This is a genomic window from Pseudomonas sp. B14-6, assembly GCF_013260315.1.
GTDB classification, from domain to species: domain Bacteria; phylum Pseudomonadota; class Gammaproteobacteria; order Pseudomonadales; family Pseudomonadaceae; genus Aquipseudomonas; species Aquipseudomonas mandelii.
In genome coordinates this window covers 3,887,609-3,913,579 of record NZ_CP053929.1, presented here as the reverse complement: position 1 = coordinate 3,913,579, position 25,971 = coordinate 3,887,609, and the positions used below count along the sequence as shown (strand labels likewise).

Here is a 25,971-nt window from a genome sequence, read left to right as displayed (position 1 = left end):
CGGGAAGTGTATCTGCCGAAAATCCACTGACGTTAGTACCAATCAGTATTCGACTATATGAAAGTATTTCGCTGAAATCCGCTGCGGCCAGTCGAGGGCCTCGGATAGCTCATAAGCGGGCACGCAAGAAGGTGCCTTGGGCTGATCGTCGTAAGAGGAATCAGTGGGTGTGCTCGTCAGTAGCCTTGGAAGGCTCGTCAGAAAAGACGTGCACCGCTGGCAAAAGAGCCAGGTCTGACGCTGCGAAGCAGGTTTGTCTCGGTCGCGTCTGCGGCTTTGACGGTGAAGCATCAAGCGTTTTCCGCAAATGCCATTAGCCCGGCTGAGGGCCGGGCTTGGCAGAAGCTTGCTACGAACGTCTGTGTATTAGTACAGACGAACGGCGCGGCGCTGTTCGCGCTGAACTTTCTTCGCGTGACGCTTAACAGCGGCTGCTGCTTTGCGCTTACGCTCAGAAGTAGGCTTCTCGTAGAATTCGCGGCTACGAACTTCAGCCAGTACACCGGCTTTTTCGCAGGAGCGCTTGAAACGACGCAGAGCTACGTCGAAGGGTTCGTTCTCTTTTACTTTGACGGCTGGCATCCAGAGCTACCTTCATTCATTACCGGGGTCAACATCCTCGCGGCAAAAGAGCACTTGAAGACGTCGGTTTTTAAGGGTTGCGGATGTTAACTCCTCATCGACCGGAATGCAAAGCCTCTGATCGAAAACCGCTAGTCGGGGCATCCCATGGCGACTATTATGCGCGCCTTCGAATTCAGCCTAAACAAGGCGCAAACCCATGCTAGTACTGGGATTAGAAACCTCCTGCGACGAAACCGGTGTCGCATTATATGACAGTGAGCGCGGCCTGCTGGCCGACGCGCTGTTCAGTCAGATCGACCTGCACCGCGCCTATGGCGGTGTAGTGCCGGAGCTGGCCTCGCGCGACCACGTCAAGCGCATGCTGCCCTTGATTCGTCAGGTGTTGGCCGAAGCTGACTGTGTGCCGACCGAGATCGATGCCATCGCTTATACCGCGGGTCCTGGCCTGGTCGGCGCCTTGCTGGTGGGCGCCTCTTGCGCTCAGGCGCTGGCCTTTGCCTGGGGCATTCCGGCCTTGGGTGTGCACCACATGGAAGGCCACTTGCTGGCGCCGATGCTGGAGCCGCAGCCGCCACAATTCCCGTTCGTCGCTTTGTTGGTGTCGGGTGGTCATACGCAGCTGGTTCAGGTCGACGGTATCGGTCACTACACGCTCTTGGGCGAGACCCTCGATGACGCCGCCGGTGAAGCATTCGACAAGACCGCGAAGATGATGGGCCTCAATTATCCGGGCGGTCCGGAAATCGCCAAGCTGGCGGAGCGGGGCGTTTCAGGACGTTTCACTTTTCCGCGTCCCATGTGCGACCGCCCGGGCCTGGCGTTCAGCTTCAGTGGCTTGAAAACCTTCGCCCTGAACACTTGGCAGCAGAGCGTCAGCGCCGGGGACGACAGCGAGCAAGCCCGTTGCGACATCTCGCTGGCGTTCCAGCAGGCCGTGGTGGAGACTTTGACCATCAAGTGCAAGCGCGCCCTGAAACAAGCGGGCATGAAGCGTCTGGTGATCGCTGGGGGCGTCAGCGCCAACAAGGCGCTGCGCACCTCCCTGGAAAAGATGCTCGGCGACATGAAGGGCGACGTGTTTTATGCCCGTCCGGAGTTCTGCACCGACAACGGCGCGATGATTGCGTTTGCCGGTTGCCAGCGCTTGCAGGCCGGCCAGCACGAAAGCCTGGCGATCAGCGTGCAGGCGCGCTGGCCGATGGAGCAACTGTCGGCGCTGTGATGAGCGGGGCTCATGTCCAGTATTTAAAAATGCCGTTCGCGCCCGGCAAACAGGTCGCGTAGATTGCCGCGATGACGCCAGACGATCAGCCCCGTGAGTGCGCTCATGGGTAGCAATGCCGCAGGTGCTTGCCAGGCCAGCAGCGGTAGGGTCAGCGGCGTGGCGATCAATGCGGCGAGGGAGCTGGTGCGGGTCAGGTAGAACGTCAGCAACCAGGCGCAAACCGCCAGCAATGCAGCTGGCGGATACAGGCCCAGGAGCATTCCTGCCGCGGTGGCGACACCCTTGCCACCGCGAAAGCGAAAGTACAGCGGGAACAGGTGGCCGATGACGGCACAGACGCCGATCCAGGCCTGTTCTTGCAGCGAAAGACCCGCAACACCGGCGATCAACACCGGCAACAGGCCTTTGCAGAGGTCGCCGATCAGGGTCAGGATGGCGAGTTTCTTGCCGGCCAGGCGCAACATGTTGGTGGCGCCGGCATTGCCCGAGCCACTCATTCGCGGATCGGGGTTACCGGTCAGGCGGCTGAGCAAAATGGCGAAGGACAGAGAGCCGAGCAGGTAGGCGAGGGTCGCCAGTAACCAAAACATGCTAACTATTCCGGGCGAGGACGCCCTGATTCTAACGGCGCATTGCGCCCTTGTCGTGCAGCGGAGAAAAGTGCTTGGACAGAGTGTTTATCGAGGGCCTGGAAGTCGACACCGTGATTGGTGCCTACGACTGGGAACGAGGCATCCGACAGTGCCTGCGACTTGATCTGAGCTTCGCCTGGGACAATCGCCCGGCAGCGGCAGGCGATGACCTGACCCTGGCGCTCGATTACGCGAGCGTTTCGTCGCGCATCCAGGCCTTTGCCGAGCAGGCACAGTTCCAACTGGTCGAGACCTTTGCCGAGCGTCTGGTTGAAGTGTTGATGGGCGAATTCAAGATCACCTGGATGCGCCTCAAACTGACCAAGCCTGGCGCCGTCCCGGCGGCCACTGGTGGTGTGGGCGTGGAGATCGAGCGCGGATGTCGCTGACTCAGGTGTATCTCGGGCTCGGTAGCAATATCGAGCGCGAAACCCATTTGCAGGCGGGCCTGGAAGCCCTGGCAGGCTTCCTGGTGGATATCCGTTGCTCGGCGGTGTTCGAAAGCCAGCCAGTGGGGATCAAGAGCGGCCCGTTCTTCAATTTCGTGGTGTCGGCTTACACCGATTTGCCGCTGATGGAGCTGGACCGTCGATTGAAATTCATCGAGGCGGACAATGGCCGGTACGCGCCCGACCGCAAGGGTTTGCCGCTGGATATCGACGTGCTGCTGTTCGGCGATCTGGTGGGCAATTTCGATGGATTGATCCTGCCGCGGGCAGAGATTCTGAAAAATGCCTTTGTGCTATGGCCGTTGTCCCTGATTGCGCCGGACAGAGTGCATCCGGGGGTAGGCAAAAGCTTTGCGACGTTGTGGCGTGAGGCGCAGATTGATCAGGTGTTGGCGCCGGTGGCGTTTGAGTGGCGCGGTGAACAGCTGACACCTTCGAATTTGTTGTGAGGCGGATGATGCCTTCGCGGGCAAGCCTCGCTCCTGCAAGTTTTGCGTCGTTCGCCCCATCGCAAACGACTTGGATCTTGCAGGCGCGAGGCTTGCCCGCGAAGCTTTTCAGGCAGACGCCGCCTCTTTGTAGGCCTTCAGCGCTTTTAGTCGCTCACGCTTGATCGCCTCACCCAGCTCCGGCCCCTTGAATCCCTTCTCCAGCAACGGCTGTACCGCCACGTTCCGCGCCGCAGTCGCCGCTCCGCGTAAATAATCCGCCTGTGGGTAACTTCTCTGCTCCAGCCCTTTGCGGCCGCGGGCGTCCATCTCGCACGCCGCAATGAACTCTTCAAACCGCTGCGGCCGACGGTAAACGTCAAAACTCTGCAGCAGGTCCAGTAACGTCGAGGGTTTCAGCTCCAGGGCGCGGTGGCCGTGGGTGTGGTACTGACCCACCAGCAATGCCAATTCCTGACAATCTTTCGGTGCCTTGAACCGTTCATTCACCGCTTTGATCAGCTTCAGGCCCGTGTGCTCATGGGCAATGTGGCGTGGCCATTCTTCCACGGGCGTGAGCCCTTTGCCCAGATCATGCAGCAGGCATGCCCAGCGCACGGTCAGCGGCTGTTTGTGCTGCGCCGCTTGCTCAAGGACGCTCAGGGTGTGCACCCCCGTGTCTATCTCAGGGTGATGGGCTGCCGGTTGCGGCACGCCGAACAGAGCATCAACTTCCGGCATTAACACTTTGAGCGCGCCACATTCACGCAGCACCTCAATGAACACCCGTGGCTGATCTTCCATCAGTGCACGGGAAATCTCTTTCCAGCTGCGTTCCGCCGTCAACGCCTTCAGTTCACCTGATTCGCTGAGTTGGCGCATCAGCTCCAAAGTTTCAGGCGCAACGGTGAAGCCCAGTCCTGCGTATCGGGCTGCGAAGCGGGCAACGCGCAGGACACGGAGCGGATCTTCGGCAAACGCGGGGGAAACGTGACGAAGCACTCGGGCTTCGAGATCGTGCTGGCCGTGGTAAGGATCGGTCAGATTCTGCTGATCATCTTCGGCCATGGCGTTGATTGTCAGGTCGCGACGGATCAGGTCTTCTTCGAGGGTGACTTCGGGGCTGGCATGAAAGGTGAAACCGCCGTAACCACGTCCGCTTTTGCGTTCGGTACGGGCGAGGGCGTATTCCTCACCGCTCTTGGGGTGAAGAAATACCGGAAAGTCAGCACCCACGGGGCGATAACCCTGGGCGAGCATTTCTTTAGTGGTGGCACCGACCACGACCCAGTCGATATCGGTGACAGGTTTGCCCAGCAGGCGATCGCGTACCGCGCCGCCGACTTTATAAATCCGCATAAAAAACCTCCGTTAGCTCGACAGAATAACCTTTGCGTCGAAATTCCGGAGGCAGAAACAGGATCAAAGATGAATGACAGCCAAGTCCAGCCGGCCGTAATCCCCCTCGCTGTGCTCGCTTCTGGGCGGCACATGGTGAACTTTCATGACCTGGTCGCCTTGCAGCGTTTCCAGGTGAATGTCGAAGCCCCACAGCCGGTGCAGGTGCTTGAGCACTTCCTCGGTGGACTCGCCCAGCGGTTTGCGGTCGTGCTGCTGGTGACGCAAGGTCAGGGAGCGGTCGCCACGCCGGTCGATGCTGTAGATCTGAATGTTGGGCTCTCGATTACCCAGGTTGTACTGCGCGGCCAGTGTTTCGCGAATGGTGCGGTAGCCACCTTCATCGTGAATGGCCGGGACCAGCAGGTCGTCCTTTTGGTCGTCATCGAGAATGCTGAACAACTTCAGGTCGCGGATCACCTGCGGTGACAGGTACTGCAGGATGAAGCTTTCGTCCTTGAAGCTGCTCATGGCGAACTTGATGCTCGACAGCCAGTCGGTACCGGCTATCTCAGGGAACCAGCGGTAATCTTCCTCGGTAGGGTGTTCACACATGCGGCGGATGTCCCGGTACATGGCAAAACCCAAGGTGTAGGGGTTGATACCGTTGTAGTAGGGGCTGTCGAAGCCGGGTTGGTAGACCACGCTGGTGTGGGACGTCAGAAACTCCATCATGAAGCCGTCGGTAACGAGGCCTTCGTCATACAGGTCGTTCATCAGCGTGTAGTGCCAGAACGTGGCCCAGCCTTCGTTCATGACCTGGGTCTGGCGTTGCGGGTAGAAATATTGGGCGATCTTGCGCACGATGCGCACGATTTCCCGCTGCCAGGGCTCCAGCAGCGGCGCGTGTTTTTCGATGAAGTACAGGATGTTTTCCTGAGGTTCGGCGGGGAAGCGCGCGTTGTCCTTGTCGCTGTACTTGTCGGCCCCTTTTGGAATGGTCCGCCACAAATCGTTGATCTGTTTCTGCAAGTGCTCTTCCCGATCCTTCTGCCGGCGGCGTTCCTCTTCAGCCGAGATCGGATACGGGCGTTTGTAGCGGTCGACCCCGTAGTTCATCAGCGCATGGCAGGAATCCAGCAGGTCCTCCACCGCATCGATGCCGTGGCGTTCTTCGCATTGCATGATGTACTGCTTGGCGAAAACCAGGTAATCGATGATCGAGCTGGCGTCGGTCCAGGTGCGGAACAGGTAATTGCCCTTGAAGAAGCTGTTGTGGCCATAGCAGGCATGAGCGACCACCAGGGCCTGCATACAGATGGTGTTTTCTTCCATCAGATAGGCGATGCATGGGTCTGAGTTAATCACAATCTCGTAGGCCAGCCCCATCTGCCCACGGCTGTAGGACTTCTCGGTGCTGAGGAAGTGTTTGCCATAGGACCAATGGTGATAACCCAGTGGCATGCCGACGGAGGCGTAGGCATCCATCATCTGCTCGGCGGTGATCACTTCGATCTGGTTAGGGTACGTATCCAGGGCATAACGAGCCGCCAGGCGACTGATTTCTTTGTCATAGGCCTGGATCAGCTCGAATGTCCATTCTGAGCCGGTGGAAATGGGTTGGCGCTTCTGCTCTTTGGCGGTCATGTCACTAACCTGCGCTGGAAGAGTTCACGGAAGACCGGGTAGATATCCCCGGCCGAGACCAGTTGCTGCTGGGCAAAAGTGTCAGAGAAGGCTTCAGCGATGCGTTCGTATTCGAACCACAAAGCCTGGTGTTCGCGCGGGGTAATCTCAACGTAAGTGTAGTACTGCACGAACGGCATGATCTGGTTGATCAGAATGTCGCGGCAGATCGGCGAATCGTCGTTCCAGTTGTCACCGTCGGAGGCTTGGGCCGCGTAGATGTTCCACTCATTGCTCGGATAACGCTCGGCCATGATTTCCTGCATCAGTTTCAAGGCGCTGGAGACGATGGTGCCGCCGGTTTCCCGGGAGTAGAAGAACTCTTCCTCATCCACTTCGCGGGCGCTGGTGTGGTGGCGAATGAAGACGACGTCGATCTTGTCGTAGTTACGCTTGAGAAACAGGTACAGCAGGATGAAAAAGCGCTTGGCGATGTCTTTGGTCGCCTGGGTCATTGAGCCGGACACGTCCATCAGGCAGAACATCACCGCCTTGGAGCTGGGGTTCGGCTGCTTGATGAGCAAGTTGTACTTGAGGTCGAAGGTATCGAGAAAGGGAACGCGATGGATGCGCGCACTGAGTTTTTCGATTTCTGCTTCGATCTCCTGAATATCGCCGAAGTTATCCGGTTCATCCCGCTTGAGTCGCAGCAGTTCTTCTTTGGCTTCCCGTAACTTTGCCCGGCTGCTGCCAGACAGGGCGATTCGCCGGGCATGGGCCGAGCGCAGGGTACGGATGATGTTGATTCGCGACGGGTTACCTTCGTTGCTGATACCCGCGCGCACGGTCTTGAAGGTGTCGGTGCCGGTCAGGTTGCGCTTGACCAGGTTCGGCAGTTCGAGGTCCTCGAACATGAATTCGAGGAATTCCTCCTGGGTGATCTGGAAGACAAACTCGTCCATCCCTTCGCCCGAGTTGCCCGCCTTGCCTGGGCCTCTGCCGCCACCACCGCCTGGCGGACGGGCAATGTGTTCGCCGCTGGTGAATTCCTTGTTGCCGGGGTGCACGACGGTCTGCTTGCCACCACGTCCATGGTGAAGCACCGGCTCGTCGATGTCGCGGCCGGGAATGCTGATCTGTTCGCCGTGTTCCATATCGGTAATGGAACGCCGACTGACCGCCTCTTCGACGGCCTTTTTGATGTGATCACGATAACGCCGCAGAAACCGCTGACGGTTCACCGTGCTCTTGTTCTTGCCATTGAGACGTCGGTCGATCACATAGCTCATAGGCCCCTCCGGGCGGCTTCAAGTTGTGAGCTACAAGCTGCAAGTAGAAGCTGCCCGGATATCAGGGCTTAAGCGCTTTTTCTTGCCGCTTGTAGCTTATGGCTTGCCGCTGCGTCATTGCGATTTCCGGACCCGCAGGTACCACTCGGACAGCAGTCGTACCTGTTTGTCGGTGTAGCCCCGCTCGACCATCCGTGTGACGAAGTCGTTGTGCTTCTGCTGGTCCTCTTTGCTGGCCTTGGCATTGAAGCTGATGACAGGCAGGAGGTCCTCGGTGTTGGAGAACATTTTCTTCTCGATGACCACCCGCAGTTTTTCGTAGCTGAGCCAGGTCGGGTTCTTGCCATTGTTGTTGGCCCGGGCGCGCAAGACGAAGTTGACGATTTCGTTGCGGAAATCCTTCGGATTGCTGATGCCGGCCGGTTTTTCTATTTTCTCAAGCTCTTCGTTCAGCGCGACGCGGTTGAGGATTTCGCCGGTTTCCGGATCTCGGTATTCCTGGTCCTGGATCCAGAAGTCTGCGTACAGCACGTAACGATCGAAGATGTTCTGGCCGTACTCGCTGTAAGACTCGAGGTAGGCAGTCTGGATCTCCTTGCCGATGAATTCGATATAACGCGGTGCCAGGTACTCCTTGAGGAAGCGCAGATAGCGTTCACGGGTCTCGGCCTGGAATTGTTCCTGTTCGATCTGTTGCTCCAGCACATAGAGCAAATGCACCGGGTTGGCGGCGATTTCGTGCGGATCAAAGTTGAAGACCTTGGACAGGATCTTGAACGCAAACCGGGTCGACAGACCGTTCATGCCTTCGTCGACACCGGCGTTGTCGCGGTATTCCTGGATCGACTTGGCTTTCGGATCCGTGTCTTTGAGGTTCTCGCCGTCATACACGCGCATCTTGGAATAGATGTTGGAGTTTTCCGGCTCCTTGAGGCGTGAGAGCACGGTGAACTGGGCGAGCATTTTCAGGGTGTCGGGTGCGCAATGCGCCTTGGCCAGAGAGCTGTTGAACAGAAGCTTGTCGTAGATCTTCACCTCGTCGCTGACCCGCAGGCAGTACGGCACTTTGACGATATAGATCCGGTCGATGAAGGCTTCGTTGTTCTTGTTGTTGCGGAAGGTGTGCCATTCCGACTCGTTGGAGTGAGCCAGCAGGATCCCGGTAAACGGAATCGCCCCGAGGCCTTCGGTACTGTTGTAGTTGCCTTCCTGGGTGGCGGTCAGCAATGGGTGCAGCACCTTGATTGGCGCCTTGAACATTTCGACGAATTCCATCAGGCCCTGGTTGGCCCGGCACAGCGCGCCTGAATAGCTGTAGGCATCAGCGTCGTTCTGTGGGTATTCCTCCAGTTTGCGGATGTCGACCTTGCCCACCAGCGCCGAGATGTCCTGGTTGTTTTCATCGCCCGGTTCGGTTTTGGCCACCGCGATCTGGTTGAGGATCGACGGATAGAGTTTCACCACGCGGAACTGGCTGATGTCGCCGCCGAATTCGGCCAGGCGCTTGGTGGCCCATGGAGACATGATGGTATTGAGGTAGCGCCGCGGAATGCCGAAGTCTTCTTCGAGGATCGCACCATCTTCAGTGGCGTTGAACAGACCCAGCGGCGACTCGAATACCGGCGAGCCCTTGATGGCGTAGAAGGGCACTTTCTCGATCAGTTGTTTGAGCTTCTCGGCCAGGGACGATTTACCGCCACCGACGGGGCCGAGCAGATAGAGGATTTGTTTCTTCTCTTCCAGGCCCTGAGCGGCATGGCGGAAATACGACACGATCTGGTCTATGCATTCTTCCATCCCGTGGAAGTCTTCAAAGGCCGGATAGCGGCGGATCACCTTGTTGGAAAAGATTCGCGACAGTCTCGAGTTGGTCGAGGTGTCGAGCAGCTCCGGTTCTCCGATGGCCAGCAATAGACGCTCGGCGGCGGAGGCGTAGGCGCTGCGGTCCTGTTTGCACAGCTCAAGATACTCTTGCAGCGAGAGTTCTTCCTGGCGTGTGGACTCGAAGCGTTGTTGGAAGTGGCTAAAGATACTCATGACGTCACCTCGCTCGATACGTGGAGCCGACGCCGGATCATTCAGTCGATGCTGGCAGCAACCGGATATGCAGTCGCTGTTTACCCCCCAGAACTCTTTCGAAGCTGACGACCTCGAAAGCTACTCCCGATGACCCGCGCGCCGGTGTACCGGCTCTCCCCTGTTTTGGATGGCCTGCGCTTAAGGATAGTTGCTTATTCAGGAGGTAAAGGCGAGATACGTAATTAGTTGTGGCAGACCGTTCGTCTGCCACCGCGCGAGCCCACAGGGGACGGGGCTTGCACGTTACAAAAAAATTATTCGGAAGTGCCTTGCGCCGTTTCCGCAGGATAAGTCGTACGCCACAGCTCAAAACCGCCATCCATGCTGTACACGTCGGAAAAGCCCTGGCTGATCAGGTATGCGGCGGCGCCCTGGCTGGAATTGCCGTGATAGCAGACCACCACGGTCGGTGCGTCCAGATCGGCCGCCTGAATGAAGGCATGCAGGGAATGATTGTCCAGATGCTTCGAGCCGCTGATGTGCAGGGCGGCATAGGTCGCGGGGTCACGGACATCGACCACCACGGCGCCTTGTGCGCGCAGGGCCTGTGCCTGTTCTGGGGGGATACGTTTGAATTCGCTCATGGCGGGCTCCTGTGGCTCGGCTGAAAGCGCAGTCTAGCGCTGGGCGCTGGCTGGCGTTTGTTCGCTAGTTCGTGGGGCGACTGGCGGCGCGGCGGCATGGCCATGCTCGTCGCATTTGCAGGACAGGCGTTCGCCGCTGTCGACGTTCATCATCGTCAGGGCACCGCCCCAGACGCAACCCGTGTCGAGCGCAGAGATGCCCGGTTCGTTGCACTGGCCTTCAAGCGCGGCCCAGTGCCCGAAAATGATTTTCACGCCTTTGGTCTTGCGTTCCTTGTGCTGGAACCAGGGTTTGTAGCCGGGTGGCGCAGTGCCCAGGCCTTCCTTGCTCTTGAGGTCCAGCTTGCCTTCGGCCGTACAGAAACGCATGCGGGTGAAATAGTTGGTGATCACCCGAAGGCGCGTGACGCCTCTGAGGTCGCTGTCCCATTTCGCCGGATCGTTGCCGTACATGCCGTCGAGGTAGGGCGGCAGCAGATTGTCGTCGCGTAGCGCCGTCTCGACCTCGGCGGCGTACTTCAGTGCTTTGCGCAGCGACCATTGCGGGGGAATACCGGCATGCACCAGCGCAACGTTACGTTGTTCGTCGTAATGCATGAGTTTTTGCTGGCGTAGCCATTCCAGCAGCTCGGCGCAATCGGGGGCTTCGATAATTTCGCGTAGGGTATCGGTTTTCTTCAGGCGTTCGATGTTCTTACCGGCGGCCAGCAGGTGCAGGTCATGGTTGCCTAGCACGCACACCAGCGATTCGCGGATGCTGTAGAGAAAACGCAGGGTTTCCAGCGACTGCGGGCCACGGTTGACCAGATCGCCCACCAGCCACAGGCGATCCTTTGCAGGGTCGAAAGCGACTTTTTTGAGCAGGCATTGCAGGGCTTCAAGGCAGCCTTGAAGGTCTCCGACGGCATACGTCGCCATCAGTGCAGGGCTCCGGGCACCGCCAGGCGGAATGGCGCGATAACGGCGTCAAAGTGTTTGCCGTCGTCGGCGATCATTTCATAAGTACCCTGCATCGTACCGACCTTGGAGGTCATGACGGTGCCGCTGCTGTAGGTATGGCTCTTGCCTGGTTCGATCAACGGTTGTTGGCCGACAACGCCCGCACCGCGAACCTCTTCGACATGCCCGTCGCCATCGGTGATGACCCAGTGCCGAGACAGCAGTTTGGCCGGTAGCTTGCCATTGTTGTGCACGGTAATGGTGTAGGCAAAGGCGAAGCGGTTGTGCTCGGGTTGCGATTGTTCTGCCAGATAGCGGGTGACGACGCTGACGTCGACCTGATAACGAGGATCGGACATGCAAGAGGCCTTAAAAGCGAAGCGGGACGCGGGGCGTAGCTGATGGAGCTCAGTCTAGGCCAAGTATCGGGTAGTAAACCAGACATGGGCGCTGGTGTCCTACCCGATAACGCTCGTCGGCTGTCAGTCGACGGCGGGGGTAGCCAGGACTTGTTCGCTGAGCTTGTCGGCAAGGCGCACGAAGGCGGCAAGGTCGAGCTGCTCTGGACGAAGGCTGCCGTCGACACCGGCTGCCGTGATTTCGTCGTTGCTCAGCAGCAACTTGAGGGTATTGCGCAGGGTTTTGCGGCGCTGGTTGAAGGCTTCGCGCACAACACGCTCCAGCAGCTTGTGATCCTTGGCCGGGTGCGGCAGCACCGCGTGAGGCACCAGGCGCACGATGGCCGAATCGACTTTCGGTGGCGGATTGAACGCACCCGGGCCAACGTTGAACAGATGCTCAACCCGGCAGTGATACTGAACCATGATCGACAGACGACCCCAGTCACCGCCACCAGGGCCCGCCGCCATACGCTGGACCACTTCCTTTTGCAGCATGAAGTGCATGTCGCGAATCAGGCTGGCGTTGTGCAGCAAGTGAAAAATCAGCGGCGTAGAGATGTTGTACGGCAGGTTGCCGACGACCCGAAGGCTGCCCGGTGCTGCGTTCAGGCTGTTGAAATCGAACTTCAACGCGTCGCCCTGATGCAGGTTGAAGTTGCTCTTGCCAGCGAACTGCTGATTGAGGATCGGGATCAGGTCTTTGTCCAGTTCCACCACGTCCAGTTGCGCGCCACTGCCCAGCAGGCCTTGGGTCAACGCACCCTGGCCCGGGCCGATTTCCAGCAGGCGGTCTTCAGGCTTGGCGTGGATGGAGCGCAGGATGCGGTCGATAACGCCGGCATCGTGCAGGAAGTTCTGGCCGAAACGCTTGCGCGCCCGGTGTTGGTAATGCTCGGTCATATACGGGTCTCGGCCATCTGGTAGGCGGTTTCCAGGGCGACTTGCAGGCTGCCGGTGTCGATGTTGCCGCTGCCGGCCAGATCCAGGGCAGTGCCGTGGTCGACCGATGTGCGGATGATCGGCAAGCCCAGGGTCACGTTGACTGCCGCGCCGAAGCCTTTGTATTTCAGCACAGGCAGGCCCTGGTCGTGGTACATCGCCAGCACCGCGTCGCAGTGCTCCAGATATTTGGGGGTAAACAGAGTGTCGGCGGGCAGGGGGCCGCGAAGGTCCATGCCCTCGCCGCGCAGGCGCTCTAATGTAGGTTCGATGATGTCGATTTCTTCATGGCCCAGATGTCCGCCTTCACCGGCGTGCGGGTTTAGCCCGCAGACCAGGATGCGTGGCCGGGCGATGCCGAACTTTTGTTGCAGGTCGGAGTACAGAATGCGTGTGACCCGTTCCAGACGCTCCGGGGTGATTGCATCGGCAATCTCCCGAAGGGGCAGGTGAGTGGTGACCAGCGCCACGCGCAAGCCGCGGGTGGCAAGCATCATCACCACTTGTGCGGTATGGGTCAGGTCAGCGAGAAATTCGGTGTGCCCGGAGAAGGCAATGCCCGATTCATTGATCACGCCCTTGTGCACGGGGGCGGTGATCATGCCGGCGAAATGCCCGTCGAGGCAGCCTTGGCCCGCACGGGTCAGGGTTTCCAGAACGAAAGCCGCATTGGCCTTGTCCAGTTGCCCGGCGATGACCGGTGCATTGAGCGGGGTATCCCAGACATACAGGCTGTTGGCGGGTGCCGGGGCATCCGGCCAACTGTCCGGTGTTACCGGCAGCAAATCGACGACCACACCCAGCTGCGCGGCCCGCTCAAGGAGCAGGTCGCGGCTGGTTATGGCAATCAGGGGATGTGGCTGGGCTTGCGAGGCGAGCAGCAGGCACAGGTCAGGACCTATGCCGGCCGGTTCGCCGGGTGTCAGCGCGAAACGCTTGGGTTTCACTGCGCTGCCTGGTCTGCACCAGGGAGTTTGATCTCTACATACGCTTCGTCACGGATCTGACGCAGCCAGGTTTGCAGCTCTTCGTCGTATTTGCGGTTACGCAGTACGGTCATCGCCTGCTGCTCACGGGCCTGGGTCGTGCTGTCGGTGGCGCGGCGGCCAAGGACTTCCAGAACGTGCCAGCCGTATTGAGTCTGGAACGGCTTGGACAGTTGACCTTGCGGGGTCTTGGCCATCACTTCGCGGAACTCGGGCACCAATGCGTTCGGGTCGATCCAGTTCAGGTCGCCACCGTTGAGGGCGGAACCCGGGTCTTCCGAGAAGCTTTTCGCCAGTTCGCCGAAATCTTCGCCTGCTTCGATTCGGGTGTAGAGCGATTCAGCCAGGGCTTTGGTTTTTGCTTCGTCACGAATCGGGCTCGGCTTGACCAGGATGTGACGCACGTGCACTTCGTCACGGGTCTGGGTCTCACCGCCACGCTTGTCGAGGATCTTCAGGATGATGAAGCCCCCCGGCGTGCGCATTGGCTGGGTAATGTCGCCAACGGTCATGGTGCTCAACATGCGATCGAACGGAGGTGGCAGTTGAGCGGCTTTACGCCAGCCCATGTCGCCGCCTTCCAGTGCGGTTTCGCTGGCGGATTTGGCAATTGCCAACTGACCGAAGTCAGCGCCTTGCTTGAGTTGCTGGTAAACCGCGTCCGCTTGCTTGGCTGCATTCTGAATTGCATCGGAGTTGGCGCTTTCCGGCGTAGGAATCAGGATGTTGGCCAGACGGAATTCTTCGGACAGCTGCATTTTGCCGAGGTCGGAAGCGAGGAAGTTCTTCACTTCCTGTTCAGACACTTGAATGCGCTCGGCCACACGACGCTGGCGCACTCGGCTGATGATCATTTCGCGACGAATCTGGTCCCGTGCGTCCTCATAAGAGAGGCCGTCACGAGTCAGGGCAGCACGGAACTGATCAATCGACATGTTATTGCGCTGGGCAATGGTGCCGACAGCCTGGTTCAGTTCTTCATCGGTAATGCGGATGCCGGAACGCTCGCCGATCTGCAATTGCAGGTTTTCGACGATCAGACGCTCAAGCACCTGCTGATCCAGCACGCCGGCCGGCGGAACCGCAGAACCGCGTTTGGCGATGGTTTGCTGAACTTCGTGAACACGCTGGTCCAGTTGGCTTTGCATGACCACGTCGTTGTCGACAATGGCCACCACTTTATCGATGGACTGTACCGCGGCGTTCGCCGCAGTACCCAGGAACAGCGCGCCCAGCACTAGCGGGCGCAGACAATCAGAAAGCTTGGTCTTCACGTTCACGATAACCTTGGATGCCTTTGTCGAGGAAGCTCTCTACTTTGGCGCCGGTGAGGCCGCCGAGACCTTTCAGAACGATTTGTAGGAAGACGCCGTGGTCGCCTTTTTCGTTTTGCGGGGCATCTTGACTGAACTCGTCATAGGAAACCCAGTAACGGTTGATCAGGCGCAGTTTCCAGCAGCAGTTGTCGTACTCGAAACCACCGAAGGCTTCCAGGGTACGGTTGCGGTTGTAGTCATACTGCCAGCGGCTGATGGCGTTCCATTGCGGCACGATTGGCCAGATCACCGAGAAGTCGTGCTGTTGGATTTTGTAGTAGTCCTTCACGTAGCCAGGTTGGCCTGGGGTGCCGTAATCACCACCGCCCACCGACCATTTACCGCTGTTCTGGTCGTAACGGACCTGGTCATTGCGATAGCGATAACCGGCGTTGATGACCTTGTTCGGGTTGTCCTCAGGCTGGTAGTGGAACATCGCGCTGCCCGAGCGAGGGCTGCGGCTGTCCGGGTCCCAGTTGTAATCGGCCGTGGTGCGCCAATCGCGGTTCCAGCGGTATTCGTATTCCAGCGCATAAGGCGACACGTTGGAGTGCGCATCGTCGCGGGTCTTTGCATCGATACCCGGCAACTGAACTTCGCGGTCCTTGAAGTACAAGGCCTGGCCGACACTGATGCGTTGACGTTCGAAGCCGTTGTCTTCGATCCAGCGGCTGGTCACGCCCAACGACAGTTTGTTCTCGTCACCGACGCGGTCGGAGCCGGAGAAACGGTTATCACGGAAGAGCGACGCATAGTTGAAGGTGTATTCGCTGGTATCAAATACCGGAATGTCTTCCTGATCGGTCTCTGGTACGTACAGATAGAACAGGCGCGGTTCGAGAGTCTGACGGTAGTTCTTGCCAAACCATTGCGTATTGCGATCGAAGTAAAGCCCGCTGTCGACACTGGCGATCGGCACGCCACGGTTCTGATTGCTGTCAAACTTTCCGAGTAGCCTGTCCTGTTCTGCGGTCTGGTTGGAAACAAAGGTTTTGCCCCTGTTGTCCAGATCCAGGCTGTATTGGGTGTACTGGTACTTGAGCGTCGGCTTCAGGAAGCCGTAAGTCCAGTTCAGAGGCAGACTGACGGCTGGCGCAAGGTTGAGACGATCACCTGTAGCGCGTGCCAAGCCAACAACGTTCGTGTCTAGGCGCGGAGTCACGTTCCCGTCTTCGTCGGTGAAAGTGCCGTTTTTCAAGTCGCGATCAAACCGTACCAGCTCGGTCTGGTAATCAAAGTTCAGGCCGGCCGGTTGAGTTGGTAGCCGGCCCGCAAACGTAATCTGTGGCAAGCGGTTATACGGTGTAATGTTCGACACCGTTGCAAGCTGATAGGCCTGTGCATTCAGTTGAGCGTAGTAACTATCGCCACGGTAAGTGACGGAGCCTTGCTGGTTAACATAATCGGCGCTTTTTATACCAATCTGATCAGTCTGCAAGTCTTGAAAGTAATACGGATCGCTGATCTTAGTGTAATCAACCTGCGTGAGGACCCGCGAATCCAGACCACCCTTGTGCTGCCAGTTATACATGTAGCGGTTTTTCTGGTAGTCGGTCTGCTTGCTGCGATCGGTATCTTCGTCGTTGAGGTACGCAGCACCGAACTGACCTTCGCTGGACGGGGTCAGGTAGCGGAACTCGCCTTCCATCAACAAGCCGCGCTTGCTCATGTAGCGCGGATACAACGTGGCATCGTAGTTCGGTGCCAGGTTGAAGTAATACGGTGTGACCAGCATGAAGCCGGTATCGCTGCCCGTGCCGATAGTCGGCGGCAGGAAGCCGGACTGGCGACGGTCATCGATCGGGAAATAGATGTACGGCGTGTACAGGACAGGAATGTCCTTGACCCGCAGTGTCACGTTGGTCGCGGTACCGAAGCCGGTCGCCGGGTTCAAGGTGATGTTGTTGCCCTTGAGCTGCCAGGCGTTGCTGTTCGGTTCGCACGTGGTGTACGTACCATCCTTGAGGCGGATGATCGCGTTTTCGGCACGTTTGGCGTACAGCGCGTTACCGCGGATACGGGATTTGTGCATCACGTATTCGGCGTTATCGACCTTGGCTTCACCGGTATCGAGCTGCACGTCGGCGTGGTCGCCCACGATCAGTGCGCCGTTGTCGCGAATGCGCACGTTGCCGCTCAGTTCGCCACGGCTCTCGGCCTGGTAAAGATTCGCTTCGTCGGCTTCAACCTGCATGCTGCCCTGGCGCATGACGACGTCACCGGCCAGGGTCGCGACTTGCTCTTCCTGCTTATAGCGGGAGGCTTTCGCGCCGATAAAGGTTGGAGCGTCACTTTTATTCGTCTTGTCATTCATGCCAGGACGAATCGGTTCGATATAGGAACCAGAGCAGTAAGGACCGGTCTCTGCCAGTTGCGCTGCCGTGAGGTTCTCGCGCGGAACCCAGTCGAGGTGACTGTAGTCTGCACTACGCGACTTCAGGCCGCGGCCTTTGGACTCGGTAACCAGCACAGGCTTGGCGCCAGTGTCTTCACTGGTGCCACTTTCGGACGCAGGTTCGCCGGTGGCGGAAACTGCGCTGCCGTCATGGACGGGACGCGGAGGCAATGCCGCCGCTGGCGCTTTTGGCGCACAGTCCCAGGCACCCGAAGCAGAGACTGAGCAGTCATACTGTTCCGCGGCGACCACGAAAGAAGTGGCTAGGGGTTGCAGGGCCAGCAGACTGCCGGTAACCAACAACGGAAATTTTTTACGAAACGCGGGGGATTTCAATGCCATCTTATTAGTCCGGGCTTCCTGCGTGCCATCTGCCCGCGGTGTGGGCCGCACGCCTCTCGATGGTCTGAAAAAGATGCTGGATAATAAAGCATGACCCGCTTGACGGCTAGCGCCGTCGGAGACCCTTGCAATGCCTGACCAAGATGTACGTTTGCAACACCTGAAAGTTTGGCTCGATGAGCAGTTGGCTATCCTCTTTGCAGAACAGGGCTGGGGCGTCGTACCCCCGGCCACATTGACCGCGGCCAGTAGTGACGCGAGTTTTCGGCGCTATTTCCGGTGGGAAGGCGAAGGCAGAAGTTTCGTCGTGATGGACGCGCCACCGCCCCAGGAAAACTGCAAACCCTTCGTGGATATCGCTTTTTTGTTGGCGAAGTCCGGAATAAATGTGCCGAAAATTTATGCCGAAGACCTCGAACGCGGATTTCTTTTGCTCAATGACCTGGGCAACAAGACTTATCTGGACGTAATTGATAGCGAAAACGCCGACGATTTGTTCAAGGATGCCCTGCAAGCATTGCTGGCTTTCCAGCAATTGCCGATGGTCGCGCCGTTGCCGAGTTACGACGTGGCTTTGCTGCGTCGTGAGCTGGAGCTGTTCCCCGAGTGGTACGTGAAGCGCGAGTTGGGCATCGAATTCGACTCGGCGCAGCAAACGCTCTGGCAGCACGTGACTGAGCTGCTGATCGACAGCGCCCTGGCCCAGCCTAAAGTGCTGGTGCATCGCGACTATATGCCTCGCAACCTGATGCTCAGCGAGCCGAACCCCGGCGTGCTGGATTTCCAGGACGCGGTCTACGGCCCGGTGACCTATGACGTCACTTGCCTGTTCAAGGACGCTTTCCTCAGTTGGCCCGAGGAGCGTGTACAAGCCTGGCTGGAAAATTACTGGCAGCAAGCGGGTGCGCTCGGCATTCCCGTGCAGCCTGATTTTGAAGACTTCCTGCGCGCCAGCGACCTGATGGGCGTGCAGCGTCATCTGAAAGTGATCGGCATTTTCGCCCGCATCTGTCATCGCGACGGCAAGCCGCGCTACCTGGCCGATGTGCCGCGCTTCTTTGCTTATATAGATGCAGTGATCGCCCGCCGTCCTGAGCTGGCCGAGCTGGATGTGTTGCTGCTGAGCCTGCGTGCTGGAGCCCCTGCATGAAGGCGATGATTCTGGCGGCCGGCAAAGGCGAGCGCATGCGCCCGCTGACCCTGACCACACCCAAACCGCTGGTTCGTGCTGGCGGCGTGCCTCTGATCGAGTACCACTTGAAAGCCCTGGCAAACGCCGGGTTTACCGAGATTGTGATCAACCACGCCTGGCTCGGTCAGCAGATCGAAAGCTACTTGGGTGACGGCTCGCAATACGGCCTGCGTATTCAGTACTCACCGGAAGGGGAGCCACTGGAAACCGGCGGCGGTATCTTCCGCGCATTGCCTCTGCTGGGCGATGAAGCATTCCTGGTGGTCAATGGTGACATCTGGACTGACTACGACTTCAGCGTGCTGCATCAACCCATCGCCGGGTTGGCGCACCTGGTGCTGGCGGATAATCCAGCCCATCACCCTACCGGCGATTTCACGCTGGTCGACGGGCAAGTGCGCGACGGTCAGCCTGACGCCGACACCCTGACCTACAGCGGTATTGCCGTGCTGCATCCGCAACTGTTCGACGGTTGCTCGGCCGGCGCCTTCAAACTGGCGCCGTTGCTGCGCAAAGCGATGGCGGATGGACAGGTTACCGGCGAACGCCTGAGCGGATACTGGGTGGATGTCGGCACGCATGAACGCCTGGCTGAAGTTGAAACCCTGATAGAAGCGAGACGCTGAGATGCTGTGGCCAGGGACTCTGATTGGAGCCGGAGCGGGCTTTGCCATAGCCAGCATTCCGGGGGCCATGCTCGGTGCTTTGCTGGGACAGGCGCTGGATCGGCGCTTGCACCTGCAAAGCTGGGGGCATTTGCGTGAAAAGCTCGGCGGTCGTCCGATGCTGCGCAACGATGAACTGTTGTTCGTGTTGCTGGGGCGGTTGGCCAAGAGCGATGGACGCGTGGTGGATGGTCACATCCAGCAGGCTCGCCAGGAAATGCGTGCGCTGGAAATGACCGAATCGGCGCAGCGTCGTGCTATTGCCGCGTTCAATCGCGGCAAGTCGGGCCGTGACCGGTTGCGCGGGTATCTGCGGCGCTTGAGTGCTCAGCCCCACGCCGCGGAAGGCGTATTGCGCGCCTGTTGGCGCATGGTTTGGGCCGATGGGCGTGCGGGGAACAATGAACGTGAATTGCTGGCCCTGTGGGGCAAGTGGCTGGGCTGGACGCCGCAACAAGTACTGGCGCTGGCGGCTGACTACGATCAGCACAAGCGCCCGCAGGTCAGCAGCACCCTGACTTATCAGGATGCCTTGCAGCTGTTGGGGGTGTCGGCGACCAGCGAGCCGGCGCAGATCAAGCGTGCCTATCGACGCCTGCTCAGTCGCCATCATCCGGACAAGATTGCCGGCAGCGGTGCGACGGCGTTGCAGGTGCGTGAGGCGACGGACAAGACTCGCGAACTGCATACGGCTTATACGTTGATTCGTGAGCGGCGGGATTTTCGGTAGCTGGAAAGATTCGTGTCGCCAGGGATACCGTCTTCGCGGGCAAGCCTCGCTCCTACAGGTTTCGCGTCATACAGCACAGAACCTGTAAGAGCTAGGCTTGCTCGCGATGGGGGCGACGCGGTCTTTCAGTCCGCCGCCTTCTGCGGATTCAACCACCCGCGCACCCGGCGCACCAGTTGCTCTTGCTCGGCCTTGGCGTCACCGGGCAACGCCTTGAGCGACACCTGGCTGAACGCTGAAGACTTCAAGCGCTTGCTGGCCTGCATCCGTGCCAGTGCTGCGTTGCGATCCAGCGGCTTATCCATGTAGAAGATATCTGCCGTCGGCAGCTTCAGTGTCGGCGTCAGTTCGACCAGTTCGGGTTTCGCCGCGGCAGGCGTCTGTGCCGCGACCATCACAAATTTTTCCACTTGCGACGGCTGCTTCTCGCTCAAATAACGCGCGGCCCAATAAGCACCTGTGCCATGGCCCAACACCACGATGCTGCGAGCGCTTTGCTGTTCGGCATACGCAATGGCCGCATCAATTCGAGCAAAGATGCGTTCGGCGGCGGCCTTTGACTGTTCCTCAGTGGTTTCGGCGATGGCCTTGTCGGCAACTTCCGCTTCACCACCTGCCGCTTGCTCAATGGGAGCTGCCGTGGTCGAGTCCTTGCTGCCGGTTTCCGGCGCCTTGAGCGTTGGCGGCATTTCCATGACGCGTGGTGCAATGGCGTCGCTTTGCACGTCCGGCAAGGTGATACTCAGGCTGCTCCACTTCGCGTCGGGCAATTTGTTACGCAACGGGCTGATTGCTTGCGGCCAGTCAACGGTTTCACCTGCGCCTGGGATGATAATCACCGCGCCTTTGGGCTCGGCGGTGTTGGCCGGTTTCCACAGCGCAAGAAAGGTGTCGGTGCCGGCTTGCAGCTGTTGCTGTTCCTGCGCGGGGATTTGTCGCTCAAGTGCTGTCGCTTCTTCCTGACTACGCTCAAGCAGTGGCTGGCGTTCGACCGGTTTTTCTTCTGCGGGTTTTTCCGCAGCGGCAGGTGCCGGGTCGGCCGCCTCGACGGAAAAGGCGCAAGGCAGGATCAGCGACAGGCACAATGCTGGCAATGCCAGGCGGTAGACAGGGGGCATCGGATATTCCAGGCCAGAAGTTATTCCGGCAGCCTAATGGGTTGGTCAGTATTTGTCAGTGTGTGAGACTTCGATGATGCGTTTTCGCTGCCTGTGGGTTATCGGCTGTTTGTGGTTTCCCTTGATGAGTTGGGCGGCTTCCGCGCCACCGACGCACGTCGCGCCCCTGTCGCTCCAGCAACAACAGTGGCTGGCAGCGCACGGAGAATTGCGTGTCGGGCTGGTGCTGCAGGCGCCTTACGCGCAATACGATCGCCGCTTGCAGCGCCTGTCGGGGGTCAACGTCGAGTTGATGAAATGGCTGGCCAAAGCGCTCAAGGTCGAGCTGAGCTGGCGTAATTTCCCCGACCTTGCGCAACTGGAAGCCGCCGCGCGCGAGGGTGAAATCGACATCGCTCCCGGGCTGACCCAAACCCCCGCCGGCCTGCGGTTCTGGCAATTCTCCGACCCCTACATGCGGGTGCCGCAACTGGTGGTCAGTGACCAGAAAAGCACCGGTGCCGTGGAGCTGGAAAAACTCGACAGCCAAACCCGCGTCGCTGTGCGCATGCCCAGTGCGACGGCTGATTATCTGCGCGGCAACTATCCCCACCTGAACCTGCAAGGCGTACCGACCGAGCGCCAGGCATTGCAATTGTTGCTGAGTCAGCAGGCCGGTTATGCCGTGGTCGATGAAGCGCAATTGGGGCGGCTGTCCGTCGAGCCTGAATTTGCCGGGCTGGTCGTGGTGGGTGACATCGGCTTGCCGCAATTGCTGCGAGTAGCCACGCGGCGGGATCAACCGGAACTGGCCGGCATCGTCGAAAGCGCGCTGCGGGCGATCCCGGCCAAGGACCTGGAGCAGCTGCACAACCAATGGCTGCAACCCAAATACCCGCGCCTGACCGAGACTCCGGGCTTCTGGCAAAACCTCAGCCTGTTGATGGCGGTGTTGATGTTGAGCAGCATGGCCATCGTGTTCTGGCAGCGCCGCCAGCAGCACAGTCTGGAACAGCGACTATTGGAGGCGCGCGAGGACATCGCCCTGCGCGAGGCCAGCGAAGAGGCGTTGCGCCTCACGCAATTTTCCATCGATCAGAGCACCGTCGGCATCCTCTGGGTCAATTGGGACAGCCACGTGCGCTACGCCAACCGCGCGGCCGAAACCATGCTCGGGTATCCGGTCGGCGGCATCATGGATCGGCCGCTGATCGACTTTGAGCCGGGCCTGCACATGGACCGCTGGCTGAACCTGTGGAAGCGTGCCCGGGCCAGCGAAGAAGGGCCGCAAAGTTTCGAAACCAACTGTGTGCGAGCGGATGGCAGCATCCTGCCGACCGATGTTTCGTTGAGCTTTATGCGCTTTCGTGGTGGTGAATACCTGGTGGTCTACCTCAACGACGTCACCGAACGTCGTCGCGCCCTGGCGGCGTTGCAGGAAAGCGAAGCGCGGTTGCAGGGGATTGCGGCCAACGTTCCGGGATTGGTCTTCCGCCTTGAGCGGGCGCCGGTGACAGGGCAGATCGACTTTGCCTACATCAGCGAAGGCAGCGAGAGCCTGTCGGGTTATTCGCCGGCGACCCTGGCCCACCGTGACAAAGGCCTGCGCAGCCTGGTGCATCCGGACGACAAGGCCAGCTATCACCAGACTCAGGACCATGCGCTGGACACCGACAGTGACTGGTCGTGGCAGGGGCGGATTCTTACTCGTTCGGGCGAGCAGCGCTGGGCCGAGATCAAGGCCATCACTCGTCGGCTCGAAGATGGCGCCTATGTCTGGGACGGGATTGTTTGGGACATCAGCGAGAGCAAGCGCATCGAGCTGGAACTGGCCAGTTCCCGTGAGCAACTGCGTGAGCTGTCGGCTCACCTGGAGAGCGTACGGGAAGAGGAAAAAGCGCGCATCGCCCGGGAAGTTCACGATGAACTGGGTCAGATGCTCACCGTACTGAAGCTGGAAACCTCCATGTGCGAATTGGCCTACGCCCAGCTCGACCCTGGTCTGAACGAGCGCTTGAACAGCATGAAACGCCTGATTGCGCAGCTGTTCCAGCTGGTGCGCGATGTGGCGACCGCGCTGCGACCACCGATTCTCGATGCCGGGATCGCCTCGGCGATCGAGTGGCAGGCCCGGCGCTTCGAGGCGCGCACGCAGATTCCATGTCTGGTGCAGGTGCCGGAGAACCTGCCGGTGCTCAGTGATGCCAAGGCCATTGGGCTGTTCCGAATCCTTCAAGAAGCGCTGACCAATGTCATGCGGCATGCCCAGGCGCATACTGTCGAACTGACATTGACGCTGGAAGGTGACGAGTTGTGTCTGACGGTGAGCGATGATGGCGTAGGATTTGTCCCCGCCACGGGCAGGGCAACGTCCTTCGGTGTGGTCGGCATGCGTGAGCGGGTGTTGATCATGGGCGGGCGGTTGTCGCTGGAGAGTGAGCCGGGCGAGGGCACCACGTTGAGTGTGCGAGTGCCGGTGGATGAGGGCTGAAGTCTTCGTGGTGACTTTGCTTTCGTCATCGCGAGCAGGCTCGCTCCCACAGGGATTCGGGCAGGTGCGCAGATAGCTGATAACCCCGCAGTCCACTTTAGGAGCGAGCTTGCCCGAGAATGATCTTGGCTCTTACATAAAAAGAATGGAGAAGACTGTGATCCGTGTACTGGTAGCCGAAGACCACACCATCGTCCGTGAAGGCATCAAGCAGTTGATTGGCCTGGCCAAGGACTTGCTGGTGGTAGGGGAGGCGAGCAATGGCGAGCAGTTGCTCGAAACCTTGCGGCATGTGCCCTGCGAAGTGGTGTTGCTGGACATCTCCATGCCTGGCGTCAATGGCCTGGAAGCGATTCCAAGGATTCGTGCGTTGAACAATCCGCCGGCCATCCTGGTGTTGTCGATGCACGACGAGGCACAAATGGCTGCCCGGGCATTAAAGGTCGGCGCCGCGGGTTATGCGACCAAGGACAGCGATCCGGCGCTGTTGCTGACAGCGATCCGCAAGGTCGCGGCGGGCGGTCGCTACATTGACCCGGACCTGGCGGACCGCATGGTCTTCGAAGTCGGCCTGACCGATTCGCGGCCGTTGCACTCATTGCTCTCGGAGCGTGAGTTCTCGGTGTTCGAACGCCTGGCCCAGGGCGCCAACGTTAACGATATCGCCCAGCAACTGGCCCTGAGCAGCAAAACCATCAGCACCCATAAGGCGCGGCTGATGCAAAAGCTCAACATCACCTCACTGGCGGAACTGGTGAAGTACGCGATGGAACACAAACTCCTCTAGATCTGAATGCGATCCCCTGTAGGCGCGAGGCTTGCCCGCGAAGCTTTTAGCGCCAGCGCCTTCGCGGGCAAGCCTCGCTCCTACAGGAATCTCGTCGTCATATCCATTTGCGACACACCGCAAACCTGCTTTTGCCCGTCCTTACGGCCCTTAGCTGACCACTTGCCGCTGCGTTTGCCAAAACGCGCCATCCTTGTAGGGCAATCCCTACACCCAACCTTCCATCCCGCTGAGGCGATTCTCTCCTGCGCCCCGATTTGCGCGGTCGGCAGCGTCCACTAGGCTTAGTCCACAGCAGTCATCAACAAAAAAGGTGTGGGTATGAGCCAGGTCGATTCAAACGCAGGGGCCAGTGACATTCTGGTCAGCTTTCGTGGAGTGCAAAAAAGCTACGACGGCGAGAACCTGATCGTCAAAGACCTCAACCTGGAGATTCGCAAAGGCGAGTTCCTCACCTTGCTCGGGCCTTCCGGCTCCGGCAAGACCACCAGCCTGATGATGCTCGCCGGTTTCGAAACACCCACCGCCGGCGAAATCCAGCTGGCCGGACGCTCCATCAACAACGTACCGCCGCACAAGCGGGACATCGGCATGGTGTTCCAGAACTACGCGTTGTTCCCGCACATGACCGTCGCCGAGAACCTGGCGTTCCCGCTGACCGTGCGCGGCTTGAACAAGAGCGATGTCAGTGACCGGGTCAAGCGTGTGCTAAGCATGGTTCAGCTCGACGCCTTCGCCCAGCGCTACCCGGCACAACTGTCCGGCGGTCAGCAACAGCGTGTGGCCCTGGCCCGCGCATTGGTGTTCGAACCGCAACTGGTGCTGATGGACGAACCCCTCGGCGCACTGGACAAACAACTGCGTGAACACATGCAGATGGAAATCAAACACCTGCACCAGCGCCTCGGCGTGACCGTGGTCTACGTGACTCACGACCAGGGCGAAGCCCTGACCATGTCCGACCGCGTGGCGGTGTTCCATCAGGGCGAGATCCAGCAGATCGCCGCGCCGCGCACCCTCTATGAAGAGCCGAAAAACACCTTCGTCGCCAATTTCATCGGCGAGAACAACCGCCTCAACGGCCGCTTGCACAGCCAGACCGGCGACCGCTGCATCGTCGAGCTCGGCCGCGGTGAAAAGGTTGAAGCCCTGGCGGTCAACGTCGGCAAAACCGGCGAACCGGTCACGCTGTCGATTCGCCCGGAACGCGTAAGCCTCAACGGCTCCAGCGAATCCTGCGTCAACCGCTTCTCAGGGCGTGTGGCGGAATTCATCTACCTGGGCGACCACGTCCGGGTTCGCCTGGAAGTCTGCGGCAAGACCGACTTCTTCGTGAAACAACCGATTGCCGAGCTCGATCCCGCGCTGGCTGTCGGCGACGTGGTACCGCTTGGCTGGCAGGTCGAACACGTTCGCGCGCTCGACCCCCTTCTAGAGGCGAACTGATCGCCCCGGC

The 25,971-nt window shown here is 59.4% G+C and carries 23 protein-coding genes; 9 read left to right on the top strand and 14 right to left on the bottom strand.

The window, feature by feature from the left end:
* Positions 1-366: 366 nt before the first annotated feature.
* Positions 367-582, bottom strand: a complete 216-nt coding sequence (rpsU, locus tag HP062_RS18015) for a 30S ribosomal protein S21 (RefSeq protein WP_002551877.1) — start codon at positions 580-582, stop codon at positions 367-369.
* A 199-nt stretch (positions 583-781) separates the two neighbouring features.
* Between rpsU and tsaD the strand changes: the two genes are divergently transcribed.
* Complete coding sequence (gene tsaD, locus HP062_RS18010; protein ID WP_010467153.1) at positions 782-1,807, top strand: tRNA (adenosine(37)-N6)-threonylcarbamoyltransferase complex transferase subunit TsaD; 1,026 nt, start codon at positions 782-784, stop codon at positions 1,805-1,807.
* Between the two features lie 23 nt (positions 1,808-1,830).
* On the opposite strand, the gene plsY is transcribed toward tsaD, so the two are convergent.
* Positions 1,831-2,400, bottom strand: coding sequence for a glycerol-3-phosphate 1-O-acyltransferase PlsY (gene plsY / locus HP062_RS18005; protein WP_077747307.1), 570 nt, complete (start codon positions 2,398-2,400; stop codon positions 1,831-1,833).
* Positions 2,401-2,474: 74 nt separating this feature from the next.
* On the opposite strand from plsY, the gene folB reads away from it, so the two are divergent.
* Positions 2,475-2,831 (top strand): dihydroneopterin aldolase, encoded by a 357-nt coding sequence (gene folB, locus HP062_RS18000; RefSeq protein WP_172791808.1) that lies wholly within the window; start codon positions 2,475-2,477, stop codon positions 2,829-2,831.
* Positions 2,822-3,340 carry a 2-amino-4-hydroxy-6-hydroxymethyldihydropteridine diphosphokinase gene (gene folK / locus HP062_RS17995; protein WP_010467156.1) on the top strand — a complete coding sequence of 173 codons (519 nt, stop codon included), beginning with the start codon at positions 2,822-2,824 and terminating at the stop codon, positions 3,338-3,340. The genes folB and folK overlap by 10 nt, the downstream gene beginning before the upstream one ends.
* Before the next feature lie 108 nt (positions 3,341-3,448).
* Here the strand turns inward: folK and HP062_RS17990 are convergent, their stop codons facing one another.
* The 11 genes from HP062_RS17990 to HP062_RS17940 all read right to left on the bottom strand — a co-directional run bounded on the left by HP062_RS17990 (position 3,449) and on the right by HP062_RS17940 (position 17,553).
* Positions 3,449-4,678, bottom strand: a complete 1,230-nt coding sequence (locus tag HP062_RS17990; protein ID WP_172791807.1) for a multifunctional CCA addition/repair protein — start codon at positions 4,676-4,678, stop codon at positions 3,449-3,451.
* A gap of 63 nt (positions 4,679-4,741) precedes the next feature.
* Entirely contained in the window at positions 4,742-6,304 is a 1,563-nt protein-coding gene (locus HP062_RS17985; RefSeq protein ID WP_077747309.1) for a SpoVR family protein, read from the bottom strand.
* On the bottom strand, positions 6,301-7,572 hold the full coding sequence (locus HP062_RS17980; protein ID WP_010467159.1) for a YeaH/YhbH family protein: 1,272 nt from the start codon (positions 7,570-7,572) through the stop codon (positions 6,301-6,303). The genes HP062_RS17985 and HP062_RS17980 overlap by 4 nt, the downstream gene beginning before the upstream one ends.
* 114 nt (positions 7,573-7,686) lie before the next feature.
* On the bottom strand, positions 7,687-9,609 hold the full coding sequence (locus HP062_RS17975) for a PrkA family serine protein kinase (protein ID WP_010467160.1): 1,923 nt from the start codon (positions 9,607-9,609) through the stop codon (positions 7,687-7,689).
* 296 nt (positions 9,610-9,905) lie between these two features.
* Positions 9,906-10,235, bottom strand: coding sequence for a thiosulfate sulfurtransferase GlpE (gene glpE, locus HP062_RS17970; protein WP_077747310.1), 330 nt, complete (start codon positions 10,233-10,235; stop codon positions 9,906-9,908).
* Positions 10,236-10,268: 33 nt separating this feature from the next.
* On the bottom strand, positions 10,269-11,153 hold the full coding sequence (locus tag HP062_RS17965; protein ID WP_010467162.1) for a symmetrical bis(5'-nucleosyl)-tetraphosphatase: 885 nt from the start codon (positions 11,151-11,153) through the stop codon (positions 10,269-10,271).
* The gene (gene apaG / locus HP062_RS17960) at positions 11,153-11,533 is read right to left on the bottom strand and encodes a Co2+/Mg2+ efflux protein ApaG (RefSeq protein WP_145309962.1); all 381 of its coding nucleotides are present in this window, start codon (positions 11,531-11,533) and stop codon (positions 11,153-11,155) included. Before apaG ends, HP062_RS17965 begins: the two co-directional genes overlap by 1 nt.
* 123 nt (positions 11,534-11,656) lie before the next feature.
* Positions 11,657-12,475 (bottom strand): 16S rRNA (adenine(1518)-N(6)/adenine(1519)-N(6))-dimethyltransferase RsmA, encoded by an 819-nt coding sequence (gene rsmA, locus HP062_RS17955; RefSeq protein ID WP_010467164.1) that lies wholly within the window; start codon positions 12,473-12,475, stop codon positions 11,657-11,659.
* A complete protein-coding gene (gene pdxA / locus HP062_RS17950; RefSeq protein ID WP_172791806.1) occupies positions 12,472-13,461 on the bottom strand; it encodes a 4-hydroxythreonine-4-phosphate dehydrogenase PdxA in 990 nt (329 codons plus the stop codon). Before pdxA ends, rsmA begins: the two co-directional genes overlap by 4 nt.
* On the bottom strand, positions 13,458-14,774 hold the full coding sequence (gene surA / locus HP062_RS17945) for a peptidylprolyl isomerase SurA (protein WP_010467166.1): 1,317 nt from the start codon (positions 14,772-14,774) through the stop codon (positions 13,458-13,460). Before surA ends, pdxA begins: the two co-directional genes overlap by 4 nt.
* A complete protein-coding gene (locus HP062_RS17940) occupies positions 14,755-17,553 on the bottom strand; it encodes an LPS-assembly protein LptD (RefSeq protein ID WP_145309964.1) in 2,799 nt (932 codons plus the stop codon). The genes surA and HP062_RS17940 overlap by 20 nt, the downstream gene beginning before the upstream one ends.
* A gap of 130 nt (positions 17,554-17,683) precedes the next feature.
* Between HP062_RS17940 and HP062_RS17935 the strand changes: the two genes are divergently transcribed.
* From HP062_RS17935 to HP062_RS17925, 3 genes are read left to right on the top strand one after another with little or no spacing between them, the layout of a single operon-like run.
* A complete protein-coding gene (locus HP062_RS17935; protein WP_145309966.1) occupies positions 17,684-18,703 on the top strand; it encodes an aminoglycoside phosphotransferase family protein in 1,020 nt (339 codons plus the stop codon).
* On the top strand, positions 18,700-19,371 hold the full coding sequence (gene murU, locus HP062_RS17930) for an N-acetylmuramate alpha-1-phosphate uridylyltransferase MurU (RefSeq protein ID WP_145309968.1): 672 nt from the start codon (positions 18,700-18,702) through the stop codon (positions 19,369-19,371). The genes HP062_RS17935 and murU overlap by 4 nt, the downstream gene beginning before the upstream one ends.
* A gap of 1 nt (position 19,372) precedes the next feature.
* The gene (locus HP062_RS17925; protein ID WP_077747316.1) at positions 19,373-20,140 is read left to right on the top strand and encodes a TerB family tellurite resistance protein; all 768 of its coding nucleotides are present in this window, start codon (positions 19,373-19,375) and stop codon (positions 20,138-20,140) included.
* 125 nt (positions 20,141-20,265) lie between these two features.
* Here the strand turns inward: HP062_RS17925 and HP062_RS17920 are convergent, their stop codons facing one another.
* Positions 20,266-21,258, bottom strand: coding sequence for an alpha/beta hydrolase family protein (locus HP062_RS17920; protein ID WP_172791805.1), 993 nt, complete (start codon positions 21,256-21,258; stop codon positions 20,266-20,268).
* A 73-nt stretch (positions 21,259-21,331) separates the two neighbouring features.
* On the opposite strand from HP062_RS17920, the gene HP062_RS17915 reads away from it, so the two are divergent.
* The 3 genes from HP062_RS17915 to HP062_RS17905 all read left to right on the top strand — a co-directional run bounded on the left by HP062_RS17915 (position 21,332) and on the right by HP062_RS17905 (position 25,961).
* Positions 21,332-23,728: a PAS domain S-box protein gene (locus tag HP062_RS17915; RefSeq protein WP_172791804.1), complete on the top strand. Its 2,397-nt coding sequence runs from the start codon at positions 21,332-21,334 to the stop codon at positions 23,726-23,728.
* 145 nt (positions 23,729-23,873) lie between these two features.
* Positions 23,874-24,515, top strand: a complete 642-nt coding sequence (locus HP062_RS17910) for a response regulator transcription factor (protein ID WP_154501908.1) — start codon at positions 23,874-23,876, stop codon at positions 24,513-24,515.
* 321 nt (positions 24,516-24,836) lie between these two features.
* On the top strand, positions 24,837-25,961 hold the full coding sequence (locus HP062_RS17905; RefSeq protein WP_010467179.1) for an ABC transporter ATP-binding protein: 1,125 nt from the start codon (positions 24,837-24,839) through the stop codon (positions 25,959-25,961).
* Positions 25,962-25,971: the final 10 nt, after the last annotated feature.

Bases quoted from the DNA above. Each gene is read 5' to 3' on its own strand.
- rpsU (WP_002551877.1), bottom strand. From the start codon at position 582: ATGCCAGCCGTCAAAGTAAAAGAGAACGAACCCTTCGACGTAGCTCTG.
- tsaD (WP_010467153.1), top strand. From the start codon at position 782: ATGCTAGTACTGGGATTAGAAACCTCCTGCGACGAAACCGGTGTCGCA.
- plsY (WP_077747307.1), bottom strand. From the start codon at position 2,400: ATGTTTTGGTTACTGGCGACCCTCGCCTACCTGCTCGGCTCTCTGTCC.
- folK (WP_010467156.1), top strand. From the start codon at position 2,822: ATGTCGCTGACTCAGGTGTATCTCGGGCTCGGTAGCAATATCGAGCGC.
- HP062_RS17990 (WP_172791807.1), bottom strand. From the start codon at position 4,678: ATGCGGATTTATAAAGTCGGCGGCGCGGTACGCGATCGCCTGCTGGGC.
- HP062_RS17985 (WP_077747309.1), bottom strand. From the start codon at position 6,304: ATGACCGCCAAAGAGCAGAAGCGCCAACCCATTTCCACCGGCTCAGAA.
- HP062_RS17980 (WP_010467159.1), bottom strand. From the start codon at position 7,572: ATGAGCTATGTGATCGACCGACGTCTCAATGGCAAGAACAAGAGCACG.
- HP062_RS17975 (WP_010467160.1), bottom strand. From the start codon at position 9,609: ATGAGTATCTTTAGCCACTTCCAACAACGCTTCGAGTCCACACGCCAG.
- glpE (WP_077747310.1), bottom strand. From the start codon at position 10,235: ATGAGCGAATTCAAACGTATCCCCCCAGAACAGGCACAGGCCCTGCGC.
- HP062_RS17965 (WP_010467162.1), bottom strand. From the start codon at position 11,153: ATGGCGACGTATGCCGTCGGAGACCTTCAAGGCTGCCTTGAAGCCCTG.
- apaG (WP_145309962.1), bottom strand. From the start codon at position 11,533: ATGTCCGATCCTCGTTATCAGGTCGACGTCAGCGTCGTCACCCGCTAT.
- rsmA (WP_010467164.1), bottom strand. From the start codon at position 12,475: ATGACCGAGCATTACCAACACCGGGCGCGCAAGCGTTTCGGCCAGAAC.
- HP062_RS17940 (WP_145309964.1), bottom strand. From the start codon at position 17,553: ATGGCATTGAAATCCCCCGCGTTTCGTAAAAAATTTCCGTTGTTGGTT.
- HP062_RS17935 (WP_145309966.1), top strand. From the start codon at position 17,684: ATGCCTGACCAAGATGTACGTTTGCAACACCTGAAAGTTTGGCTCGAT.
- murU (WP_145309968.1), top strand. From the start codon at position 18,700: ATGAAGGCGATGATTCTGGCGGCCGGCAAAGGCGAGCGCATGCGCCCG.
- HP062_RS17925 (WP_077747316.1), top strand. From the start codon at position 19,373: ATGCTGTGGCCAGGGACTCTGATTGGAGCCGGAGCGGGCTTTGCCATA.
- HP062_RS17920 (WP_172791805.1), bottom strand. From the start codon at position 21,258: ATGCCCCCTGTCTACCGCCTGGCATTGCCAGCATTGTGCCTGTCGCTG.
- HP062_RS17915 (WP_172791804.1), top strand. From the start codon at position 21,332: ATGATGCGTTTTCGCTGCCTGTGGGTTATCGGCTGTTTGTGGTTTCCC.
- HP062_RS17910 (WP_154501908.1), top strand. From the start codon at position 23,874: ATGGAGAAGACTGTGATCCGTGTACTGGTAGCCGAAGACCACACCATC.
- HP062_RS17905 (WP_010467179.1), top strand. From the start codon at position 24,837: ATGAGCCAGGTCGATTCAAACGCAGGGGCCAGTGACATTCTGGTCAGC.